Annotated in this window: 18 protein-coding genes; 8 read left to right on the top strand and 10 right to left on the bottom strand. The window is 70.5% G+C overall.

Annotated features, from left to right (window positions below; all coding sequences use genetic code 11):
- Positions 1–13: 13 nt before the first annotated feature.
- Both AB0N07_RS19220 and AB0N07_RS19215 read left to right on the top strand, forming a co-directional pair.
- Positions 14–697 (top strand): DUF402 domain-containing protein, encoded by a 684-nt coding sequence (locus tag AB0N07_RS19220; protein WP_365836442.1) that lies wholly within the window; start codon positions 14–16, stop codon positions 695–697.
- 307 nt (positions 698–1,004) lie between these two features.
- A complete protein-coding gene (locus AB0N07_RS19215) occupies positions 1,005–3,101 on the top strand; it encodes a SpoIIE family protein phosphatase (RefSeq protein ID WP_365836440.1) in 2,097 nt (698 codons plus the stop codon).
- A 58-nt stretch (positions 3,102–3,159) separates the two neighbouring features.
- Here the strand turns inward: AB0N07_RS19215 and AB0N07_RS19210 are convergent, their stop codons facing one another.
- Positions 3,160–5,538 carry a transglycosylase domain-containing protein gene (locus AB0N07_RS19210; protein WP_365836438.1) on the bottom strand — a complete coding sequence of 793 codons (2,379 nt, stop codon included), beginning with the start codon at positions 5,536–5,538 and terminating at the stop codon, positions 3,160–3,162.
- A gap of 274 nt (positions 5,539–5,812) precedes the next feature.
- Here AB0N07_RS19210 and AB0N07_RS19205 point away from each other — a divergent pair, with 274 nt between their 5' ends.
- The 5 genes from AB0N07_RS19205 (at position 5,813) to AB0N07_RS19185 (ending at position 10,667) form a co-directional block, all read left to right on the top strand.
- Positions 5,813–6,730, top strand: coding sequence for an SPFH domain-containing protein (locus tag AB0N07_RS19205; protein ID WP_365836436.1), 918 nt, complete (start codon positions 5,813–5,815; stop codon positions 6,728–6,730).
- Positions 6,727–6,984, top strand: coding sequence for a hypothetical protein (locus tag AB0N07_RS19200; protein ID WP_365836434.1), 258 nt, complete (start codon positions 6,727–6,729; stop codon positions 6,982–6,984). Before AB0N07_RS19205 ends, AB0N07_RS19200 begins: the two co-directional genes overlap by 4 nt.
- 151 nt (positions 6,985–7,135) lie before the next feature.
- On the top strand, positions 7,136–7,660 hold the full coding sequence (locus tag AB0N07_RS19195; protein ID WP_365836432.1) for a PadR family transcriptional regulator: 525 nt from the start codon (positions 7,136–7,138) through the stop codon (positions 7,658–7,660).
- Positions 7,657–8,343, top strand: coding sequence for an ABC transporter ATP-binding protein (locus tag AB0N07_RS19190; RefSeq protein ID WP_365836430.1), 687 nt, complete (start codon positions 7,657–7,659; stop codon positions 8,341–8,343). Before AB0N07_RS19195 ends, AB0N07_RS19190 begins: the two co-directional genes overlap by 4 nt.
- On the top strand, positions 8,340–10,667 hold the full coding sequence (locus AB0N07_RS19185) for an FtsX-like permease family protein (protein WP_365836428.1): 2,328 nt from the start codon (positions 8,340–8,342) through the stop codon (positions 10,665–10,667). The genes AB0N07_RS19190 and AB0N07_RS19185 overlap by 4 nt, the downstream gene beginning before the upstream one ends.
- Before the next feature lie 47 nt (positions 10,668–10,714).
- Here the strand turns inward: AB0N07_RS19185 and AB0N07_RS19180 are convergent, their stop codons facing one another.
- From AB0N07_RS19180 to AB0N07_RS19150, 7 genes are all read right to left on the bottom strand, one after another.
- Positions 10,715–11,143: a hypothetical protein gene (locus tag AB0N07_RS19180; protein WP_351462188.1), complete on the bottom strand. Its 429-nt coding sequence runs from the start codon at positions 11,141–11,143 to the stop codon at positions 10,715–10,717.
- A gap of 4 nt (positions 11,144–11,147) precedes the next feature.
- Positions 11,148–11,540, bottom strand: a complete 393-nt coding sequence (locus AB0N07_RS19175; RefSeq protein ID WP_365836426.1) for a roadblock/LC7 domain-containing protein — start codon at positions 11,538–11,540, stop codon at positions 11,148–11,150.
- A 58-nt stretch (positions 11,541–11,598) separates the two neighbouring features.
- Positions 11,599–12,423 (bottom strand): MarR family transcriptional regulator, encoded by an 825-nt coding sequence (locus AB0N07_RS19170; RefSeq protein ID WP_365836424.1) that lies wholly within the window; start codon positions 12,421–12,423, stop codon positions 11,599–11,601.
- Positions 12,424–12,556: 133 nt separating this feature from the next.
- Complete coding sequence (locus AB0N07_RS19165) at positions 12,557–13,927, bottom strand: AI-2E family transporter (RefSeq protein ID WP_365836422.1); 1,371 nt, start codon at positions 13,925–13,927, stop codon at positions 12,557–12,559.
- A 159-nt stretch (positions 13,928–14,086) separates the two neighbouring features.
- Positions 14,087–14,773 carry a transglycosylase SLT domain-containing protein gene (locus tag AB0N07_RS19160; RefSeq protein WP_365836420.1) on the bottom strand — a complete coding sequence of 229 codons (687 nt, stop codon included), beginning with the start codon at positions 14,771–14,773 and terminating at the stop codon, positions 14,087–14,089.
- A gap of 419 nt (positions 14,774–15,192) precedes the next feature.
- On the bottom strand, positions 15,193–16,518 hold the full coding sequence (locus tag AB0N07_RS19155; protein WP_365836418.1) for a PhoH family protein: 1,326 nt from the start codon (positions 16,516–16,518) through the stop codon (positions 15,193–15,195).
- Between the two features lie 328 nt (positions 16,519–16,846).
- Positions 16,847–17,620, bottom strand: a complete 774-nt coding sequence (locus AB0N07_RS19150; RefSeq protein WP_365836416.1) for an isoprenyl transferase — start codon at positions 17,618–17,620, stop codon at positions 16,847–16,849.
- Positions 17,621–18,269: 649 nt separating this feature from the next.
- Between AB0N07_RS19150 and AB0N07_RS19145 the strand changes: the two genes are divergently transcribed.
- Complete coding sequence (locus AB0N07_RS19145) at positions 18,270–19,424, top strand: winged helix DNA-binding domain-containing protein (protein ID WP_365836414.1); 1,155 nt, start codon at positions 18,270–18,272, stop codon at positions 19,422–19,424.
- Positions 19,425–19,427: 3 nt separating this feature from the next.
- Here AB0N07_RS19145 and AB0N07_RS19140 read toward each other — a convergent pair whose 3' ends face one another.
- A complete protein-coding gene (locus AB0N07_RS19140; RefSeq protein WP_365836412.1) occupies positions 19,428–20,219 on the bottom strand; it encodes a methyltransferase domain-containing protein in 792 nt (263 codons plus the stop codon).
- Positions 20,220–20,302: 83 nt separating this feature from the next.
- Positions 20,303–21,175, bottom strand: coding sequence for an LLM class flavin-dependent oxidoreductase (locus tag AB0N07_RS19135; RefSeq protein WP_365836410.1), 873 nt, complete (start codon positions 21,173–21,175; stop codon positions 20,303–20,305).
- Between the last annotated feature and the right edge of the window lie 62 nt (positions 21,176–21,237).

Here is a 21,237-nt window from a genome sequence, read left to right as displayed (position 1 = left end):
AGAGGGTGGAGCGATGAGAGTGGAAGCGGACGCGGCTGCGGCGGTGCGGAGGGGGTTCTGGACCCCCGGGACCCAGGTCCTGTGGCGCTACCGGGAGAACGCCGGCGAGCGCTTCCACATCGCACGCCCCGTCACCGTCGTCCGGGACGACGACGAACTGCTCGCCGTCTGGCTGGCACCCGGCACCGAGTGCGTGCGACCCGTCCTCGCCGACGGCACCCCGGTGCACGTCGAACCCCTCCAGTCCCGCTACACCAAGCCCCGTACCGTCCAGCTCGACCACTGGTTCGGCACCGGAGTCCTGAAGCTGGCCCGCCCCGGTGAGCCCTGGTCGGTGTGGCTGTTCTGGGAGCCGGGCTGGCAGTTCAAGAACTGGTACGTGAATCTGGAATCTCCGCTGGTGCGTTGGGACGGCGGGGTCGACTCCGAGGACCACTTCCTGGACATCTCGGTGCACCCGGACCGCAGTTGGCACTGGCGTGACGAGGACGAGTTCGCGCAGGCCCAGCAGGACGGGCTGATGGACGCGTCGGCCGCCGAACAGGTGCGCAGGGCGGGCCGGTCCGCGGTGGAGGTGATCCGCGCCTGGGGCCCGCCGTTCAGCGACGGCTGGCAGCACTGGCGCCCGGACCCGTCCTGGGCTGTACCGTCTTTGCCGGAGGACTGGGACCGTACGCCCGCGCATGCGTCCACGTGAGACTCTTGATGCGCCCCCGGTCCACAACCGTAGGATCGTCCTCCGCAAGGTGCAGTGGCAACTGCCGGAGCATGCGCTGGGCTTGACCGATCGTCACCGAGGGGCGGCAGGACGTGAGCGAGGGGTACGAGGGCAACACCGGAACGGCCGGTGAACGGTTCTCTGGTGGCACGACAACAGCCTCTGACCACGCGGGAATTCCGTTCCGGGGACACGTATTCCGGGTATCGGGATTCCTGCGGGACCAACTGCGCTCGCAATGCGCAGCCCCGGACGGACGGATTCGACACGCGTGACGGAGCACCCCATGTCCTTCGAGCGCCCGCAGCCGGGCGCCGACCCCGCGGACCCCCGCGGGGCGCTCCTGCACACCCAGACGCCCTCCCCCACGGCCGCTTTACCCGCACAGGCGCGCACCGGGGAGACCCCGTCGACGCCGGGTACGGCCACGCCGTGCAGCAAAGGAAGCCAGGGAAAGGACCCGGTCTCGCCCCCCTCCGACACCACCGGCCCCGAGCACTCGCAGCCCGCCGCCGCAGAAGCCGTGGAACCCGGCACGCACCGCCCGCGCCCCGTGCCCGAGACCATCCCGGACCAGCCGGACGGCACGCAGGACCGGCCGCAGGGGGCCGGCGCCCAGGAGCGCCGTACCGGGCAGGGAACGACGACGCCCGGGCAGCCCACGCCGATGCGGCGGGACGGCGACCGGCTGCGGTTCGTCGGCGCCGCGACCCGGCGGATCGCCCGCGGCATCGACCTCGACGAGATCGTCATGGGTCTGTGCCGGGCCACCGTGCCGACCTTCTCCGACGCGATCCTCGTCTATCTGCGCGACCCGCTGCCCGTCGGCGACGAGCGGCCCACCGGCCCGCTCGTGCTGCGTCTGCGGCGCACCGACCGGATCCCCGCCGAGCGGGACACCGAGGGCGGCTTCTCGCCCGCCCTGCAGCCGGAGCCGCCGGAGATGACGGGGCTCGACGCGGTCGGCGCCGAACTGTGCGAGGTACGACCGGGCAGCGCGCTCGCCGAGGTGCTGCGCGGGGTCCGCCCGGTCTTCACGGACGCACCCGCCGCCCGTGCCGCCCTGCCCGAACTCCTGGGCGAGGGAGGGGAGTTCGCCGTGCCCGGCGGACAGCGCGCGATCCTGGCCCCGCTGCGCGGCCGCCGCCGGGTGATCGGCGCCGCGCTCTTCCTGCGCCGCCCGGAGCGCATGGCCTTCGAGGCGGACGACCTCCTGGTCGCCGCCCAGCTCGCCACGCACAGCGCCCTCGGCATCGACAAGGCGGTGCTCTACGGGCGCGAGGCCTACATCGCCGACGAGCTGCAGCGCACCATGCTGCCGGAGACCCTCCCGCGGCCCACCGGCGTACGGCTGGCGTCCCGTTATCTGCCGGCCGCGGAGACGGCGCGCGTCGGCGGCGACTGGTACGACGCCATCCCGCTGCCCGGCAGCCGTGTCGCGCTGGTGGTGGGTGACGTGATGGGTCACTCCATGACGTCCGCGGCCATCATGGGCCAGCTGCGGACCACGGCCCAGACCCTGGCCGGCCTCGACCTGCCTCCGCAGGAGGTCCTGCACCACCTCGACGAACAGGCCCAGCGTCTGGGCACCGACCGCATGGCGACCTGCCTCTACGCCGTCTACGACCCCGTCTCGCACCGCATCACCATCGCCAACGCCGGCCATCCGCCGCCGGTCCTGCTGCACCTGGGCGGCCGCGCCGAGGTGCTGCGGGTGCCGCCGGGTGCGCCGATCGGTGTGGGCGGCGTCGACTTCGAGGCCGTGGAGCTGGACGCACCCGCCGGGGCGACGCTGCTCCTGTACACCGACGGCCTGGTCGAGTCCCGGCTGCGGGACGTGTGGACGGGCATAGAGCAGCTGCGCGAGAAGCTCGCCGCGACCGCACAGCTGACCGGACCCGACCATCCGCCGCCCCTGGAAGCACTCTGCGACGAGGTGCTCGACATGCTCGGCCCGGGCGACCGGGACGACGACATCGCGCTGCTCGCCGCCCGCTTCGACGGGATCGCGCCGAGCGACGTGGCGTACTGGTTCCTGGAGCCGGAGGACGCAGCACCCGGCCGCGCCCGCCGGCTGGCCCGGCGCGCACTGTCCCGCTGGGGCATGGAGGACCTCAGCGACTCCGTGGAACTCCTCGTCAGCGAGGTCGTCACCAACGCCGTGCGGTACGCGTCCAGGCCGATCACGCTGCGACTGCTGCGGACGGATGTGCTGCGCTGCGAGGTCGGCGACGACGTACCTCAGCTGCCGCGGCTGCGGCAGGCACGGGCTACGGACGAGGGCGGTCGCGGGCTGTACCTGGTGAACAGGCTGGCCCGGCGGTGGGGGGCGACGCGGCTGAGCACCGGGAAGGTGGTCTGGTTCGAGCTGAACCAGAACTGAGCAGTGGCACGCGAAGGGCGCCCGGTGACCACCGGGCGCCCTTCGCTTTCGGCCGCTGCTACTGAGTGTTCGGGTTGAGCGGGTCCGTCGGGGCCGTCGGGGTCGTGGTCGGCGTCTGCGTGGGGGTCTGCGTCGGCGTCCCCGTGGGGGTCTGCGTCGGCGTCCGCGTGGGGGTCTGCGTCGGCGTCTGGCTCGGCTTCTTGGTCGTCGGCGACGAGCTGGGCGTCCGGCTGGGCGACAGCGTGGGCGACGGCGTCCAGGACGGCTGGACCGCGGCACCCTGTGTGGTGTTCAGGTCGAACGTGAGGCCCGTGGCGGAGACGCCGAAGGTGTACGCCGCCCAGATCTGCGCCGGGAAGGTGCCACCGTTGACGCGGGGCAGTCCGCCCGCGTGGTACATCGAGACCTGGGCGCCGCTCTTGGACTCGCCGAACAGGCCCACCGAGGTGACCAGGTCGGGCGTGAAGCCGCTGAACCAGGCGGAACGGTTCTCGTCGGACGTACCCGTCTTGCCGGCGACCTTGCGGCCGTCGCGGTTGGCGTTCTGCTGCACCGACGTCTTGGCCGTACCGTCGTCGACCACGCCCGTCAGCACCGAGGTGACCGTGTCGGCGGCCTCGCGACTGATGACCTGGTCGCCGATCGGGCTCGGCAGGGTCACCGAATGCCTGCTGTTCTCCACGGACTTGAGGATGGTCGGGGTGACCTGCTTGCCGTGGTTGTCGAGGGTCGCGTAGACCCCTGCCATCTGCAGCGGGCTCGCGCCCATGGTGCCGAGGGTCTGCGCGGGCACCGGATTGAGGCCGGCCGTGTCCATGCCGAGCTGGCCGGCGACCTTGAGCACCTTGGCCATGCCGACGTCCACGCCCATCTGCGCGAAGACGGAGTTGACGGACTGGTTCATCGCCGTCTGGACGGTGATGGGGCCGTAGCTCTGGTCGTCCTCGTTCGAGGGGGCGAAGCCGACCTTGTTGCCGTTGCTGTCCACGACCGGGCGCTTGTTGGTGCCGTCGTAGATCGTGTTCGCGCCGATGGCCTGGCCCTTCTGCGTCTGGGCGGCCTCGTCCAGGGCGGCGGCGAGGATCACCGGCTTGAACGTCGACGCGGGCTGGTAGTCCGTGCGGGTCGCGTTGTTGCGGTAGTGCTTGTAGTAGTCCTGCCCGCCGTACATCGCCACGACCGCGCCCGTCTTCGGGTCCACGGACGCGGCACCCGCCTGGACCTCACCGTCCACCGAGCGCTTCTTCGGGTCGAGCTTGCTGGTCAGCTGCGACTTGGCGGCCTTCTCCAGCGCCGCCTGCTTCTTCTTGTCGATGTTGAGCGTGATGGTCCAGCCGCCGGCCTTCACCATCGTCATGGCGTCGTTGTAGTTGTCGGCGGTGCCCTGGGTCACCAGCCGCTTGGCCAGCTGGTTGTTGGCCGCGTCCACCAGGTAGCCGGTCTGGCCGCCCATGCCGGGCGCGGCCTTGGGGGCCTTGGGGATCGGGAACTTCATGGCCGCACGCTTGGTCTTGTCCAGCCAGTTCTTCTCGACCATGTTGTCGAGGACGTAGTTCCAGCGGGCCTGCACCAGCTTCTTGCCGGTGTCGGTCGCGATCGCCCAGTCGTACTGGTTGGGCGCCTGGAGGAGGGCGGCGAGGTAGGCGCCCTGCTCGACGGAGAGCTTCTGGGCGTCGACGTGGTAGTAGGCCTGCGCGGCGGCCTGGATGCCGTACGCGCCGCGACCGTAGTAGCTGGTGTTGATGTAGCCGGCGAGGATGAAGTCCTTGGTCTTCGTGCGGTCCAGCTTCAGCGAGATGACCAGTTCCTTCAGCTTGCGCGTGACGGTCTGGTTCTGCGTCAGGTAGTAGTTCTTGACGTACTGCTGGGTGATCGTCGAACCGCCCTGCGCGCCCTTGCCGGAGAGCGTGTTGAGGATGCCTCGGGCGGTGCCCCTGAGGTCGACGCCGTTGTCCTGGTAGAAGGTCTTGTTCTCGGCGGCGACGAAGGTGTGCTGGACGTCCTTGGGCACCTTGGACAGGTCGACGATCTCGCGGTTCTTCTCACCGTCGCGCGTCAGCAGCGAGCCGTCGCTGTACTTGTAGACGTTGCTCTGCAGCGTCGCGTCGGGGTTGCCGCCGTCGGGGACGCTGATCATCATGTACAGCGCGACGAAAGCGCCCATGCCGAGCAGACAGAGCACGAAGAAGGTCCCGACGATCTTCTTCCAGGTGAAGAGCCGGCGTATGAAGCTCTTGCCCTCCTTGCCGTTGCCCTTGCCCGCCTTGCCGCGGCCCGCCTTGCCCTTGGCGGCCCTGCGCGCCGCGGCACGGCCGCCTATGACGGTGGGCTCGGGCCCGGAGAGGTCAGCCGGCCCCGCCGTACCGGACGAGCGCGTCGGGGGCGCCGCGCGGCGGCCACCACGCTGTCGCGCTCGTCTCTCTTCCGCTCGTCCCATGGGTCCGTTCCGCTCCGCTTCGTTCATGTGTGCTCATTTGTCACACAGGTTCGCCCGCACAGGTCAGCTCAGAAAGCTAACAAGGGAGATGTGACAAAGGCCGGTGGATCCGCTCTTTTGCGGACGTGACAATCAGCACCCGCCCCGATGGAACCGACGGCCGAGAGGGGTTCAGGGTTGCCTCTGACGGGTAAAGTGATATCACTTAGCTAGGTGAGTGCTTTCGCCTGAAGGCGCCACAACCGGACCGCACCACGACAACGGGGGACCACCCATGCCCATACACGACAACGCTCCCGAGGCCGACATACCGGAGATGCCCGCGCCCCGCGTCCGCGAGTTCACCGCGCACAGCATCGGTGGCGCGCTCGCGCTGCTGCTCGGGCTGCTCGGACTCCTGGTCGCCGGCGTTCTGTTCGCGGCCGCGCAGGCAAACCCCGCCTTCGCGGCCGGCGGCGCCGTCGTCCTCGTCGCCGCGCTGATCTCGCTGCGCGGCCTCAACACCGTGGCACCGGGCGAGGCGCGGGTCGTCCAGCTCTTCGGGCGCTACCGGGGGACGATCCGGCAGGACGGCCTGCGCTGGGTGAACCCCTTCACCTCGCGCACGAGGATCTCCACGCGGGTGCGCAACCACGAGACCGCCGTCCTCAAGGTCAATGACGCCTACGGCAACCCCATCGAGCTCGCCGCGGTCGTGGTCTGGAAGGTGCGGGACACCGCGCAGGCCACCTTCGAGGTGGACAACTACCTGGAGTTCGTCGCCACGCAGACCGAGGCGGCCGTGCGCCACATCGCCATTGAATACCCCTACGACGCCCATGACGAGGGCGGCCTTTCGCTGCGCGGCAACGCGGAGGAGATCACCGAGAAGCTCGCCGCCGAGCTGCACGCGCGCGTGGAGGCGGCCGGGGTGCAGATCATCGAGTCGCGCTTCACGCATCTCGCGTACGCTCCCGAGATCGCCTCGGCGATGCTGCAGCGGCAGCAGGCCGGGGCGGTCGTCGCGGCCCGGCGGCAGATCGTGGACGGAGCGGTGGGGATGGTCGAGGCCGCGCTCGCCCGGATCGCCGAGCAGGACATCGTGGAACTGGACGAGGAGCGGAAGGCTGCGATGGTGTCCAACCTGATGGTGGTGCTGTGCGGGGACCGCGCCCCGCAGCCCGTGCTCAACACCGGGACCCTCTACCAGTGACGGATCCTTCCGAGGGGGCTTCGCCCCGGCGTCGGCCGCAGCAGCGCAAGCAGGTGCTGTTGCGGCTGGACCCGTCCGTCTACGAGGCCCTCGCCCGGTGGGCCGGCGACGAACTGCGTTCTGCGAACGCCCAGATCGAGTTCTTGTTGCGGCGCGCTCTCGCGGAGGCGGGGAGGCTGCCCGGGGAGGCGGGGCCGATCCCCCGTCGCGGGCGGCCGCCCGGGGACTCCGCTCCCAGACCCCCGTCGGCCTGAACGGCCTCGTCCTCAAACGCCGTACGGGCTTGTTGCACAACCATGACAATGGGCTCCCACCTGCGGAGCTGTGAGTCAGCTGTACACCACGCCATGACCTAAACACTGGGCGTATACACGAGGCGTATACACCACATGTAGAGTCGTGGACATGTCCATCGGTCACACCCTTCTAGGACTCCTGGAGTCCGGGCCCCGCCACGGCTACGACCTGAAGCGGGCCTTCGACGAGAAGTTCGGTCACGACCGGCCGCTGCACTACGGCCAGGTCTACTCGACGATGTCCCGCCTGCTGAAGAACGGGCTCGTCGAGGTCGACGGCATCGAGGCGGGCGGCGGGCCCGAGCGCAAGCGGTACGCGATCACCGACGCCGGGATCACCGACGTGGAGCGGTGGCTCGCGACGCCGGAGGCGCCCGAGCCGTATCTGCAGTCCACGCTGTACACCAAGGTCGTCCTCGCACTGCTCACCCACCGCAACGCGGCCGACATCCTCGACACGCAGCGCTCCGAGCACCTGCGGATGATGCGGATCCTCACCGACCGGAAGCGGAAGGGGGACCTGGCCGACCAGCTCATCTGCGACCACGCCCTGTTCCATCTCGAGGCCGACCTGCGCTGGCTGGAGCTCACCGCCGCGCGCCTCGACAAGCTCGCGGAGGTGGTGGCCAAGTGACTCCCGCAGGTTCTCTGCTCGTCGCCGACGAACTGTGCAAGTCGTACGGGCCGACCACCGCGCTCGACGGCGCCGAGTTCTCCATCCACCCCGGTGAGGTCGTCGCCGTGATGGGCCCCTCCGGGTCCGGCAAGTCGACGCTGCTGCACTGTCTCGCGGGGATCGTGACGCCCGACTCGGGGTCGATCCTGTACGCCGGGCGCGAGATGGCGACCATGAGCGATGCGGAGCGCAGTGCGCTCAGGCGCTCCGAGTTCGGGTTCGTGTTCCAGTTCGGCCAGCTCGTACCTGAGCTGACCTGCGTAGAGAACGTCGCCCTGCCGCTCAGGCTGAACGGCACCTCCCGCAAGGAGGCCGAGCGGACCGCGCTGACGTGGATGGAGCGACTGGAGGTCGACGACCTCGCGAAGAAGCGGCCCGGCGAGGTCTCCGGTGGTCAGGGCCAGCGCGTCGCCGTCGCGCGGGCGCTGGTCACCAGCCCCCGTGTGCTGTTCGCGGACGAGCCCACCGGCGCGCTCGACTCGCTCAACGGCGAGCGCGTGATGGACCTGCTGACGGATGCCGCCCGGTCCACCAACGCTGCCGTCGTCCTCGTCACGCACGAGGCCCGGGTGGCCGCGTACTCGGACCGCGAGATCGTCGTACGCGACGGCAGGTCCCGGGACATGGAGCGCATCGTATGAAGCTGCGGGGGCAGTGGGCCAGGGATCTGGCCATGGGGGTGCGGTTCGCCTTCGCCGGTGGGCGCGAGGGGTGGACCCGGGCCCTGCTGACGGCCGTCGGCGTCGGGCTCGGGGTGGCGTTGCTGCTGCTCACCACGGCGATACCCAGCGCCCTGTCCGCGCGGGACAAGCGCAGCACCGCCCGGGACGACTTCACATACAGCGGGAAGGTGCTGCCGAAGAAGGCCGACACGCTGATCATCGGCAGGGCCGACACGACCTTCCGCAGTACGGACGTGCGGGGTCGGCTGCTGGAGCCCGAGGGCGTGCAGGCGCCGTTGCCGCCGGGCGTCGCGAAGTTCCCCGGCAAGGGCGAGATGGTCGTCTCGCCCGCGCTGCAGGAGCTGCTGAAGTCCGGTTCCGGCAAGCTGCTGCGCGAGCGGCTGCCCTATCGCGTCGTCGGGACGATCGGGCACTCCGGGGTCATCGGGCCCGCCGAACTCGCCTACTACGCGGGGGCGACCGGGCTGGAGCGCCATCTGTCGGGCGGCTCCGTCGAGCGGATCAACTACTTCGGCCCCTCCCCCGGGCACCAGCAGAACGAGCTCGACCCGGTCCTGCTCCTCCTCATCATGATCATCTTCGTGGTGCTGCTGCTGCCCGTCGGCGTGTTCATCGCGGCTGCCGTGCGCTTCGGCGGCGAGCGGCGCGACCGTCGGCTGGCGGCGCTCAGGCTGGTCGGGGCGGACGGCCGGATGGCGCGCCGGGTCGCGGGCGGCGAGGCGCTCGCGGGGGCGCTGCTCGGGCTCGTCCTCGGCACCTTCTTCTTCCTGGCCGGGCGGCAGTCGGCGGGGCTGCTGGTGGTGCGGGACATCAGTGTGTTCCCCAGCGATCTCAACCCCTCGCCCCTCCTCGTCGCGCTCGTCGCCGTCGCCGTGCCGGCCGCCGCCGTTGTGGTCACGCTGTTCGCGCTGCGCGGGGTGGTCATCGAACCGCTCGGCGTGGTCCGTACGGCGAAGCCGCCGCGCCGCCGGCTGTGGTGGCGGCTGCTGCTGCCGCTGGGCGGTCTCGCGCTGCTGTACCCGATGGTCGGGCAGGGCAACAACCACGGGAACTTCAACCAGTGGATGGTGATCAGCGGCACCGTGCTGCTGCTGATCGGTGTCACCGCGCTGCTGCCGTGGATCGTCGAGGCCACGGTGGCCCGGCTGAACTCCGGCTCGGTCTCCTGGCAGCTGGCCGTCCGCAGGCTGCAGTTGAGCAGCGGATCGGCGGCCCGCATGGTCAACGGCATCGCGGTCGCGGTGGCCGGCGCGATCGCGCTGCAGATGCTGTTCTCGGGCGTCCAGCACGACTACGTCAAGGCCACCGACAGCGATCTGCGCCGGGCCCAGCTCCAGGTGCACGTGCAGGGCCGGGTCGCCCCGGACCAGGTCCGCGGGCAGCTCGCGCACACCAAGGGCGTACGCAGTGCGCTGGGCCTGGCCACGGGCTCGGCCGGGGACAAGGCGAAGGACCCGCAGAACTCGACGGAGGTCGCCGTCGGCAGCTGCAGGGAACTGCGCGAGGTGGCGCAGCTGCCGTCCTGCCGGGAAGGCGACGTCTTCCAGATCCTCGGCACCGGGTACGACGGCGACACCAAGAAGCTCGCCAAGCCGGGCACCACCCTCTGGTTCGACGGCGGGACCGAGACCCGCACCGCGGCCTGGAAGGTTCCCGCCGGGATCAAGACGGCCTCCCAGCGCGAGGACCCGACCGGCTACGAGCGCGGCGGCCTGCTGTTCACCTCGGGCGCGCTGCCCGCAGCGACGGTGGCCGGCCTGAACCAGGAGGTGTTCGTCGCGCTGGATCCCTCGGTGCCGGACGTCCGCGAGTACGCGCGCAACACCGCCGCGCGACTGGATCCGCTGGCGGACGTGTACACCCTGACCTCCGGCAATGTGGACCTGCAGTTCCGCGCCATCCGCAACGGCCTGTTCGTCGGCGCGACCTGTGTCCTGCTGCTGATCGGCGCGAGCCTGCTGGTCTCCCAGCTGGAGCAGCTGCGGGAGCGCAAGAAGCTGCTGTCCTCGCTGGTCGCCTTCGGCACCCGGCGCCGCACGCTGAGCCTGTCGGTGCTGTGGCAGACGGCGATCCCGATCGCGCTGGGCCTGCTGCTCGCGTCGGTGGTCGGGCTGACGCTGGGCGCGGTGCTGCTGCGGATGACCGGCGAGACGGTGACCGTGGACTGGGCGAGCGTGCTGTCGATGACGGCCATCGGCGCGGGTGTCGTCCTCGCCGTGACCCTGCTCAGCCTGCCCCCGCTGCTGCGGCTGATGCGCCCGGACGGGCTGCGCACCGAGTAGCCCGGCCCAGGGCCCCCTCCCCGGCACGGGGAGGGGGCCCTGCCCGTTCACAGGCCGTATTCCCGCACCACCCGCCGTACCTGCGCGAACAGCATCCCCACATTGACCGACTTGCGGCAGACCACGACGGCGACGACGTCCTGCTGCTCGTTCATGCGCACGAACAGGTGTGTGAGGTTCTCGCTGTTTACCAGGATCTCCTGGAAGAAGTGGTTGTCGCTCTGGATCCCGCGGCGCTCCTTGAAGACGTCCTCGATCATCACGACCGTACGTCCCTGGAACAGGTCGAGGGTCGCGCCGGCCAGCAGGTCGAGGACCTCCGGCGGGTGGTTGTCGACGGTCTCGTACGACAGCAGCATGCCGGTGGACATGTCGACGACGCCCGAGGCGACACAGTCGGGGGCGTCGGTACGGAGGGACTTGACCAGGCCCATCACCTGGTCGGAGAAACCTGGGGTCATACGCTTCGTCGCCATCCCTTCAGACTCCTTCTGCGGTCTTGTTCTGGTGCATGAGGATCGAGCCGATGCGGTCCAGGGCGGGCTGCGTCACCCGGTGCAGGCGGTCGACGTCCATGCCCTCGTCGCCCAGCACGACCATCAGGGCGGTGTCACCGACGGCGTAGAAGGCGGCACAGCCGTGGCTGCCGTACGTCACGGTCCGGCGCAGCGTGCCGCGGGCGGTCGCCTGGGCGGTGCGGCGGGCGAGGCCGAGGCCGGCCGCGGCGAGGGCGGCGAGGCCTTCCGGGTCGATGGAGTCGGCGGTGTCGGCGGCGATCAGCAGTCCGTCGGCCGCCGCGACCGCGGTGTCGGTGATCCCGGCCATCTGCTCCCGGAGGCCGCGCATTTCGAGCGCCAGAGCTTCGTGATCCATATGCTCAACTCCCCTATTTCTCTTCGTGTTTCTGATGTCTCGCGGCTTCTCGGCTGATTCATTTCGGGGTTCCGTTCCGCAGGCGGAAGAAGCCGCCCGGTCTGCGTCGGGGCAGGTCGACGGGTGTCGGCGGTTGCGGCGGAGGTGGTGCGGGCGGTGGCGGGGTGCGGAGGCGGACGCCCTCGGGGGGTGCACGCACCGGGATGGGCGCGGGCACGGCGGGGCATTCCAGCAGTCCCTCGCCGAGCATCCGCGCGACCTCGACGGTGACGGTGTAGACGCCGCGCCCGGCACGGAAGGCCAGGTCGCGGGCGGTACGGCGGCCGTCGGCGTGGTCGAGGAGTGCGCGTTGCAGCGCAGTGAGCGGGCCGCCGGAGTGCGGGGCGGGGACGGGCCGTTCACGATCGGGGTGGACGGGCCGGGGCAGGGCCGCGAGGGCGGCGAGTTTGCGGGCCGCGTCCTCCAGGAGCCGGGCGGGCGGCTCGCCCACGGCGACCGGGGCGGGCGGTTCGGCGCCGTCCGCGGCGCGCTCGCAGAAGTCGACGCGGCCCGCGAGGATCGCGAACGCCGCGTCCTGCAGCGCCATCACGCACACCACCCTGAGCTGGGCGGCACCGGCGTACCCGTGGGCGATCAGCCCGGCCGCGGGCCAGCGTGCGCCCCCGGCCTCCCGGACCAGCGCGGCCCACTGCTCGCCGTCCACCCGCCCGGACCGCAGCAGCAGCGTCTCGGGGCCCGGCGCCCCGGGCGACTCGGCGGCGACGACGAGCCCGTCCCTGAGGTGCAGGACGCCGCCGGGTGCCCCGGACACGCGCAGGACACCGGTCCACTCATCCCGCCCACAGGCGGCGAGGGTCCGCGCCAGCAGGTCGTAGCCCGACATCACGCGGGAAGGTGTATCAGTCCGAACGCATATTCCGGGTGCAGGTTTCCGAGCTGTCTTCAGGTGACGGAAGTTGAGCCGGGGGCTCGTTCAAATCGCTTTGTTCGGTGCAGATTTGATCGAGCGGTGGATGTCAGGTGCCGGTGTTTTCGGTGACGTCGCCGGGGGCTGTGCCCCCAGACCCCCCTTCGGCCTGAACGGCCTCGTCCTCAAACGCCGGACGGGCTGAAGGCGACTGACCGGCATCGGCCAGTCCCGCGGAGTATGCCCGCAGATACCCCACCGCCGTGTTCGTCACCGCCACCAGCGGTACGGCGACCACCGCGCCGCCGATTCCGGCGACCATGCCGCCCGCCGCGACCGACAGGACCACCGCGAGGGGATGGACGCGTACCGCGCGGCCGAGGATGAAGGGCTGCAGGATGTGGCCCTCGATCTGCTGGACTGCGAGGACCACGAGGAGCGTCATCACCGCCGTGAACACGCCCTGGGTGACCAGTGCGACGACCACCGCCAGCGCGCCGGAGGCCACCGCGCCGACCAGCGGGATGAAGGAGAACAGGAAGATGAACACGGCCAGCGGGACGGCCATGGGGACGTTGAGGAAGTAGATGCCCAGGCCGATGAAGATGGCGTCGATCAGGGCCACCAGCACCGTGCCGCGCACATAGGCGGTCAGCGTGCGCCAGGCCCGCGGGCCCGCGCCCGCGACACCGGGTCGGGCCGCAGCCGGCACCAGCTTCAGCGTCCACTCCCAGATGCGCCGGCCGTCGTAGAGGAGGAAGAGAGTCGAGAAGAAGGTCAGCAGGATGCCGGTGAGTGCCTCGACGACGACCTGGACGCCTTCCAGACCGAAGGACGTGATCTGGTCGGTGTTCGCGCCGACCGCCTCGCGCAGGTTCTTGGCGATCTGGTTGATCTGCTTGTCGGTGACGTGGAAGGGGCTCTTCAACAGCCAGTTGCGCAGGTCGTCGATGCCGTTCTGGATCTGGTTGGAGAGGTTGTCGATGTTCTCCATGATCTGCCAGGTCACGAACCAGCCCAGCAGCCCCATCACGACGAAGCCGAGGATCGCGGTGAGGGCGGTGGCGGGGCCGCGCGGGACGCCGTAACTCTTGAGGCGGGCCACCGTCGGCTGCAGCAGCGCCGTGATGAGCAGGGCGACGACGAAGGCGAAGACGACGAGTTGTACGGCGCTGATGACCCGCATCAGCACCCAGACCGTGCCGGCGAGCACCAGCAGCCGCCAGCCGGCCTCGGCGGCGACGCGCACGCTCCACGGCACGGCCTGCACGGGGTCGGGGCGCACGACGGGCGCGGGCGGCGGCGCCTCGACCGCGTGGTCGGGGGGCGGCGGAGCCTGAGCGGCGGCCTTGCGGGGCGGGCGCGGGACGTCGTCCCCGGCGCTCTCCCGCTCCACCTCGGCGCGGCGCTCGTCCAACCGCTCACTCACCTCGGTCAGACCGGCACCGATACGGCCGAGCCACCCTGGCACTCGCGACATGATCCGTCCTCTTCCCCCGCGTCCCCGGGTGCTCCACACCACTCCCCCCTGGAGTCGTCGCATCGACCGTACAGGGCAACAGCCCCTCCCCCTATGACGGGGAGGGGCTGTGGAAGGTTGAGAGGCGAGACCTTGGGTCTCGGCGGCTCCGCTCCGGGCCTAGTACCAGTGGTTCGCGGCCCAGAAGGACTGCGCCGCGCACGGGCTGCCGTAGCGATCGTTCATGTAGTTCAGGCCCCACTTGATCTGCGTGGCCGGGTTGGTCTGCCAGTCGGAGCCGGCCGAGGAGTACTTCGAGGCGGGCAGCGCCTGGAAGAGGCCGTAGGCGCCTGAGGAGGCGTTGACCGCGCGGTAGTTCCAGCTGGACTCGTGGTCCACTATGTAGCTGAAGCACTGGAACTGGTTGCCGGGCACCATCTGCCGTGCCATCGCCTGGATCTCGGCGACGGAGTACGAGCTCTGGATCGGGAAGTCACCGGCGCTGCTGCGGCTGGCCTTCTCCTGGGTCGCGGCGCGGTCCTTGGCCTCCTTGGCAGCCTTCTCCGCCGCTGCCTTCTTGGCGATGGCGGTGTCGGCGGCAGCCTTGCGGGCGGCCTCCTCGGCGTCCTTCTTGGCGCTCGCGTCGGCCTGGATCGCCTGGGCGTCGGCCTGCTGCGTCAGGGAGGCGGTCTGGACCTGGGCCTGCTGGCCCGCGGGTATGTCCGCCAGGAGCGTCGCGTCGCTTGCCGTCGCCTCGGCGTCGTTGGGCACGGCGGTGCTGCCCGAGGCAACTCCGACAACGCTTCCGACGGCGGTGACCGCGGTGGCCGAGGCCACTGCGAATCCCCGGACCGAAATCCGGCTCACACGGTTTCCTTCCAGCATCGCCCGCTTCGGTGACCCTGGCGGACGCAATCGTGCCCCTGACTCTGGCCTCCCAACTACGGGGTCACGGGAGGCGCGGGCCCGGTGGGCAACTCCCGCGAGGGGAGCGCCGCATGGTGCTCGGGCGGCATACGACGACGCTGTGGAGTTAGCTGTGGTGCTCATGTGGTGCCGTACCGCTGGGGGTACAGATGTGTCGTATGCGGGGCCTGACAGGAGTGAGACTCTGCCGTAACCGGACGCCGGGTGGCAATTCTGAGTTGCGTGTGAAAGCTCACATCCCGTTTGACCCCAGGGATTTTGAGAAACAGCAACACGCGAAGGCGCCGCCCCACTAGGCTCACAGCCTTTGCGGGACGGCGCCAACCGACCTTGAACCACCGCCGACTTGGCGGTCTGTCTCAGATCTGCCCGTCTTCGAGCATTTCGGTCACAAGCGCCGCGATCTGGGACCTCTCGGACCTGGTCAGCGTCACATGCGCGAAGAGCGGATGCCCCTTCAGCTTCTCGACCACGGCGACGACACCGTCGTAGCGACCGACGCGCAGATTGTCCCGCTGTGCCACGTCATGGGTGAGAACCACCCGTGAGTTGGCGCCGATTCGGGACAGAACGGTCAGCAGTACATTCCGTTCCAGTGACTGCGCCTCGTCCACGATCACGAAGGCGTCGTGCAGCGAGCGTCCGCGGATGTGGGTGAGCGGAAGGACCTCCAGCATTCCGCGTGCGGTGACCTCTTCGATGACCTCGCGGCTGGTGACCGCGGACAGCGTGTCGAAGACCGCCTGCGCCCAGGGGCTCATCTTCTCGGCCTCGGAGCCGGGGAGATAGCCGAGTTCCTGCCCGCCGACCGCGTACAGCGGACGGAAGACCATCACCTTCTGGTGCTGGCGCCGCTCCAGCACCGCCTCGAGTCCCGCGCACAGCGCGAGCGCCGACTTGCCGGTGCCGGCCCGGCCGCCCATGGACACGATCCCGACGTCCGGGTCGAGGAGCAGATCGAGCGCGATCCGCTGCTCCGCGCTCCTGCCCTTGATGCCGAAGGCCTCCCGGTCGCCGCGCACCAGGCGGACGTTGCCCTCGGCGGTGACCCGGCCGAGCGCCTTGCCGCGCTCCGACTGGATGGTCAGCCCTGTGTGCACGGGAAGGTCGGACGCTTCGGGCACATACACATGCCCTTCCTCGAAGAGGAGGTCCACCTGCTCGCCGGGCAGGGTCAGTTCGGACATTCCGGTCCAGCCGGAGGAATCCGTGATGGCGAGTTCGGCGCGGTACTCCTCGGCGAGGAGACCGACGGACGAGGCCTTGATCCTGAGCGGCAGGTCCTTCGACACGACGGTGACGTCGAACCCCTCGGCCTGCAGATTGCGGGCGACCGCGAGGATGCGGGAGTCGTTGTCCCCCAGGCGGTAGCCGGTCGGCAGCACGCTGGGGTCCGAGTGATTGAGCTCGACACGTACGGTGCCGCCGAGTTCCCCGATCGGGATGGGGCCATCCAGGCGGCCGTGCCGTACCCGGAACTCGTCGAGCAGCCTGAGGGCCTGCCGGGCGAAGTAGCCGAGCTCGGGATGGTGCCGCTTGGCCTCCAGCTCCGTGACCACGACGATGGGGAGCACTACCTCGTGCTCGTCGAAGCGGCTCAGGGCGTTCGGGTCGGCCAGCAGGACGCTGGTGTCGAGAACATAGGTGCGCCGGTCTGGCTTATGGCGCTTTGTGCTGGTCACCACGGAAGGACGTACCCCCTCGGATGAGGTCGGGGAGCGACGGAGTGGAGCTGGGCCGGTCGACGGCCGCGATGCACGGGCCGAAAACCGGCCCTCCGCCTGTTCTTCCGTGCTGGAACCGCACGGTCGGGCTGGTGCAAAGGGCCTCCCGGGCGGACGGCCCCGTGCCGCCCGCTGAGATCCGACACCCGTGGTTCGGGCATCGACCTGACTGGCTTATGCCCTCGAACATGCGTCACCATGCCGACGCATATGACGGCGCCCTGGTGAACTCCTCGTTACATGTGCCCCAAATCGGGGTACTCGCGCCCTCTTCGGACGTTACGGCGTGTCAGCCGCCGTAACGCCGGTGTCGCGCCGCGTAGTCACGCAGGGCGCGCAGGAAGTCGACCTTGCGGAAGGCCGGCCAGAAGACCTCGCAGAAGTAGTACTCCGAGTGCGCGGTCTGCCAGAGCATGAATCCGGACAACCTCTGCTCACCGCTGGTACGGATCACCAGGTCGGGGTCGGGCTGGGCGCCGGTGTAGAGGTGACGGCCGATCATGTCGACGTCGACGGCCTCGGCGAGGTCCTCCATCGAGGTGCCCTTGTCCTGGGCGTCGAGGAGCATCGAGCGCACCGCGTCGGCGATCTCCTGGCGGCCGCCGTATCCGATGGCGACGTTGACCAGTATCCCGTCGGTGCCGGCGGTGGCCTCCTCGGCCTCCTTCAGGGTGGTCTGCATCTGCGGCGGGAGCAGGTCGGGGGTGCCGACGTGGTGCACCCGCCAGCGGCCGTCGGCGGCGAGGGTCTTCACGACGTCCTCGATGATCCCGAGGAGCGGGCCGAGCTCTTCCTGTGGCCGGTCGAAGTTGTCCGTCGACAGCAGCCAGAGGGTGACGACCTCGACGTCCGTCTCGCTGCACCAGCCGAGGAACTCCTCGATCTTCTCGGCACCGGCCCGGTGGCCGTGCTCGGTGGAGGAGCCGGCGGCCTTCGCCCAGCGTCGGTTGCCGTCCATGATGACGCCGATGTGCTTGGGCACCTGAGCGTGGTCCAGGTGGCCTTCCACCCGGCGTGCGTACAGCCTGACCAGCAGGCCGCGCAGCTTGTCGCGCAGGTTCACGTGATTGTCAGCCCCTCCGTACGGATCGGACAGGCGCGGCCCAGGAGTATGGAGGGCGATCCTGTCCGTATGGCGGTCCCCCGATGGCGAAGCCTACCCCCGGCTCCACCACGGCTCTCCCAAGGGGTGGTGGGGCGCACAGAAAACGGGCCGGTCCGTGGGGGGGAGACGGACCGGCCCGAGGGGGGGTTTCCACCATAACCCTTCGTAAGTGCTGCTGGGTGCATCGGCGTGCCACAACTACTCTCCGAATTCGAACGGCGACGCGCCGATGGCCATGGAGAGGCACTTTCATGGCGGGCTCATGGCCGGATCACAGCGGATTTCCAGGGGAAACGTGCGGAAAGCGGAGTGATCCGGAGGGTTTGCCGCGTCTTGGACCCTGTTCGGCGAGTTTTCCCTCGCTTCCCCCAGCCGGGTGACCCGGCCCGCGAACGCCGATTTGACGTGGATACGGCACCGCGCAGCCCCCTCCACCGCGCGGTGCCGCCGCGCAGCTTTGCTCACGCGAATTACCTTGGTCTGAACTTACGTGACCCATGGGACTGGAACCGACTCGCGGGCATAACGATGTGGAAACCGCCCGCATCCGCACACCGGACGTCGATCCAGGACAGAGACTGACCTCCTTGGGTCCTACGGTCGTCCCATGACCCTGAGGATCAGCTGGAACGAGGCGAGCGCGCGCCGACTGGAACGGCAGTTCCTGGCCAACCCTGCCGAGCCGGGCACGGCGGTCGCCGATGTGGTCGACGCGATGCTCGCCGCGCATGCGCAGGTGCTGTCGGCGGCCGAGGTGTCGGTGGGGGTGCGGACGGCCGGGACGACCCGGGCAGCGGTGCGCGCCGCGCTGTGGGACGAGCGGACGCTGGTGAAGACGCACGGCCCGCGCGGGACCGTACATCTGCTGCCCGCGCGCGAACTGCCCCTGTGGTGCTCGGCCTTGCCCGCCGTACCGTCCACCGCCGGCCCGTTCGCACCGGGTGTACGGGTCACCGAGGAGCAGGCACGGCAGATCGTGGCGGCGATCGCGGACGCCCTGGAAGGCGTGTCCCTGACCATCGACGAGCTGAGCGAGGAGGTCGTCGCCCGTACCGGTTCCTGGGCCGGGGACCGGGTGATGCCCGCGTTCCAGGGCCTGTGGCCGCGCTGGCGGCAGGTGCTGCACCGCGCCGGCCAGTCCGGCGCCCTGTGCTTCGGCCCGAACCGGGGCCGCAAGGTGACGTACACCCGCCCGCCGCACTTCGCTCCACTGCCGCCGGACGAGGCGGTGCGCGAGCTGGTACGCCGTTACCTGCGCGCATACGGCCCGGCGACCCCGCAGAACTTCGCCAAGTGGCTGGCGGCGCCCGGGGGCTGGGCCGCCAAGCTGTTCGGCGCGCTCGCCGGGGCGGGGGAGATCGAGGAGGTCGTCTTCGAGGGGGCGAGGGGGTGCTGGGTCGTGGCGGGCGACACGGAGTTCCCGAAAGGGCGGCTGCCCGGGGTCCGGCTGTTGCCGTACTTCGACGCGTACGGCATCGCCGCGCAGCCCCGGGAGCTGCTGTTCCCGGGGGCCGCGTACGGACGTGCGCTGGCGGGCGGCCAGGCGGGCAACTATCCGGTGCTGCTGGTGGACGGTGTGGTGGCGGGGGTGTGGCACCAGCGGCGCCGAGGACGTCGTACGACCGTCACGGTGGAGTCGCTCGGGCGGCTGACGGCGCGGCAGGAGCGGGAGCTGGGCGAGCAGGTGGAGCGGGTCGGCGAAGTACTGGAGGCGGCGGCGGAGTTGGTGATCGGGGAGGTGGCGGCGGGAGCGCACGCATAGGGTTCACCGGTGGTGCGGCTTGCGGGCCTCGAAGAGGTGGCGGGTGCTGTGCGCGACGAACGGGCCCTCGGCCTCGATCTGCTCGTACAGGGCGCGGAGCCGGCCCTCGTACGCCTCGACCGTGAAGTCCGGGACCATCCAGATCACCTTGCGGAGGAAGTGGACGACGGCTGCGATGTCGTGGAACTCGACGCGGAGCCGTTCGGCGCGCAGGTCGACGACCTCCAGGCCTGCGGCTTCGGCGGCGGCGCGTTCGTGGTCGGGGTGGCGGGTGCTGCGGGACTCCTCTGGCTGGGGGCCGAGGAAGTACTCGACGAGTTCGAAGACGCTCTTCGGGCCGACGTGCTGGGCGAAGTAGGTGCCGCCGGGCTCCAGGACGCGGGCGATCTCCGTCCAGTGCGGGGTCACCGGGTGTCGGCTGCTGATGAGGTCGAAGGCGCCGTCCGCGAAGGGGAGCGGGGCGTCCTCGGGGACGGCGACCACCACGGTGCCGTGGGGGCGGAGCAGGGAGGTGGCCTTGGCGGCGTTCGGCGGCCAGCCCTCGGTCGCGGCGGTGAGCGCCGGGGTCTTCTCGGCCCGGCCGAGGGCGAAGTGCAGGACCTCGCCTCCGCCGGTCTGGATGTCCAGGGCGGCGGTGGCCGCCGCGAGGTGGCCTGCCAGGGAGACGGCGTAGCCCCAGGAGGGCCGCTGCTCCGTGGCGCGGCCCTTGAACCAGGAGAAGTCCCAGCCTTCGGTGGGTACGGCGATGCCTTCGGCGAGGAGGTCCTCGAAGGTGCGGGGTTCTGCGTGGGGCATGAGGGATCTGTCCTGTCAGAGGTGGGGGCGCGGCGGAGCCGCATGCCGGTGCAGCCCGCGCCCCTTCAGAGGGCGCGGCCCGGTCACGGGACCAGCGGCCTGACCTCTTGCGCCGCGAACCGTACGAAGCCCTCGGGGTCTGGCTCGTCGCCCGTCGGCTGCAGGATCACCCTGTCGGCGCCTGCGTCCGCCAGCCGTTGTACGGCCTTGGCCACGGCACCGGCGTCTCCGGCGGCCCCGAGGTCCGTGACCGACTCCAGCCCCTCCTCGGCCAGTTCGGCGCGGAGCCGGGCGGCGGCGTCGGGGCCGGTGGCGGTGAGGAGGTACACGACCACCTCGTGCGGATCGGTCCGGCCGGCGGACTCCCGGCCCTCGTCGATGAGCCGACGGGCCCGCCGTACGCCGTCGGCCGTGGTCGACGCGGTGAGGATGGTGCCGTCAGCCGCCTCCCCCGCCAGTCGCAGCGAACGCGGCCCGGTGGCGCCGGCCAGCACGGGCACGGGCCCGGCGGGCGGCCAGTCGAGCGCGACGTCGTCGAGCCGGACGTAGCGCCCCTCGGTCGTCACCCGTTCACCGCCCAGCAGGGCCCGCAGCGCGACCAGGTGCTCACGGAGCAGCGTGACGGGCGACTCGACCCGCGCCCCGACCTGCCCCATCCAGTCCTGCACCCCGTGCCCGACAGCGACGACCGGGCGCCCCGGGAACATCCGGTGCAGCGCGGCGGTCTCCATGGCGGTGATGGCGACGTTGCGCAGCGGCACGGGCAGCAGCCCGACGCCCACCCGCAGCCGCTCGGTCCAGGCCAGGGCGGCAGCGGCGGTGGAGATCCCGCCCTCCCTGAAGCAGTCCTCCCAGAGCCAGAGCTCCTCCAGGCCGCTCTCGTCCGCGAGGCGGGCGACGTCCCTGAGACGCTCGGGAGGCAGTTGGGGGCGGAACACGGCACCGAGTCCAGTCATGGCTTCTTCCTATCCGGGCGGGGACGAACAGAACAACTCCTTTGTGCACCGCAGCCTTCGGT

It is taken from the genome of Streptomyces sp. NPDC051172 (assembly GCF_040682555.1).
Lineage (GTDB): Bacteria > Actinomycetota > Actinomycetes > Streptomycetales > Streptomycetaceae > Streptomyces.
This window is presented reverse-complemented; position numbering and strand designations above follow the sequence as displayed.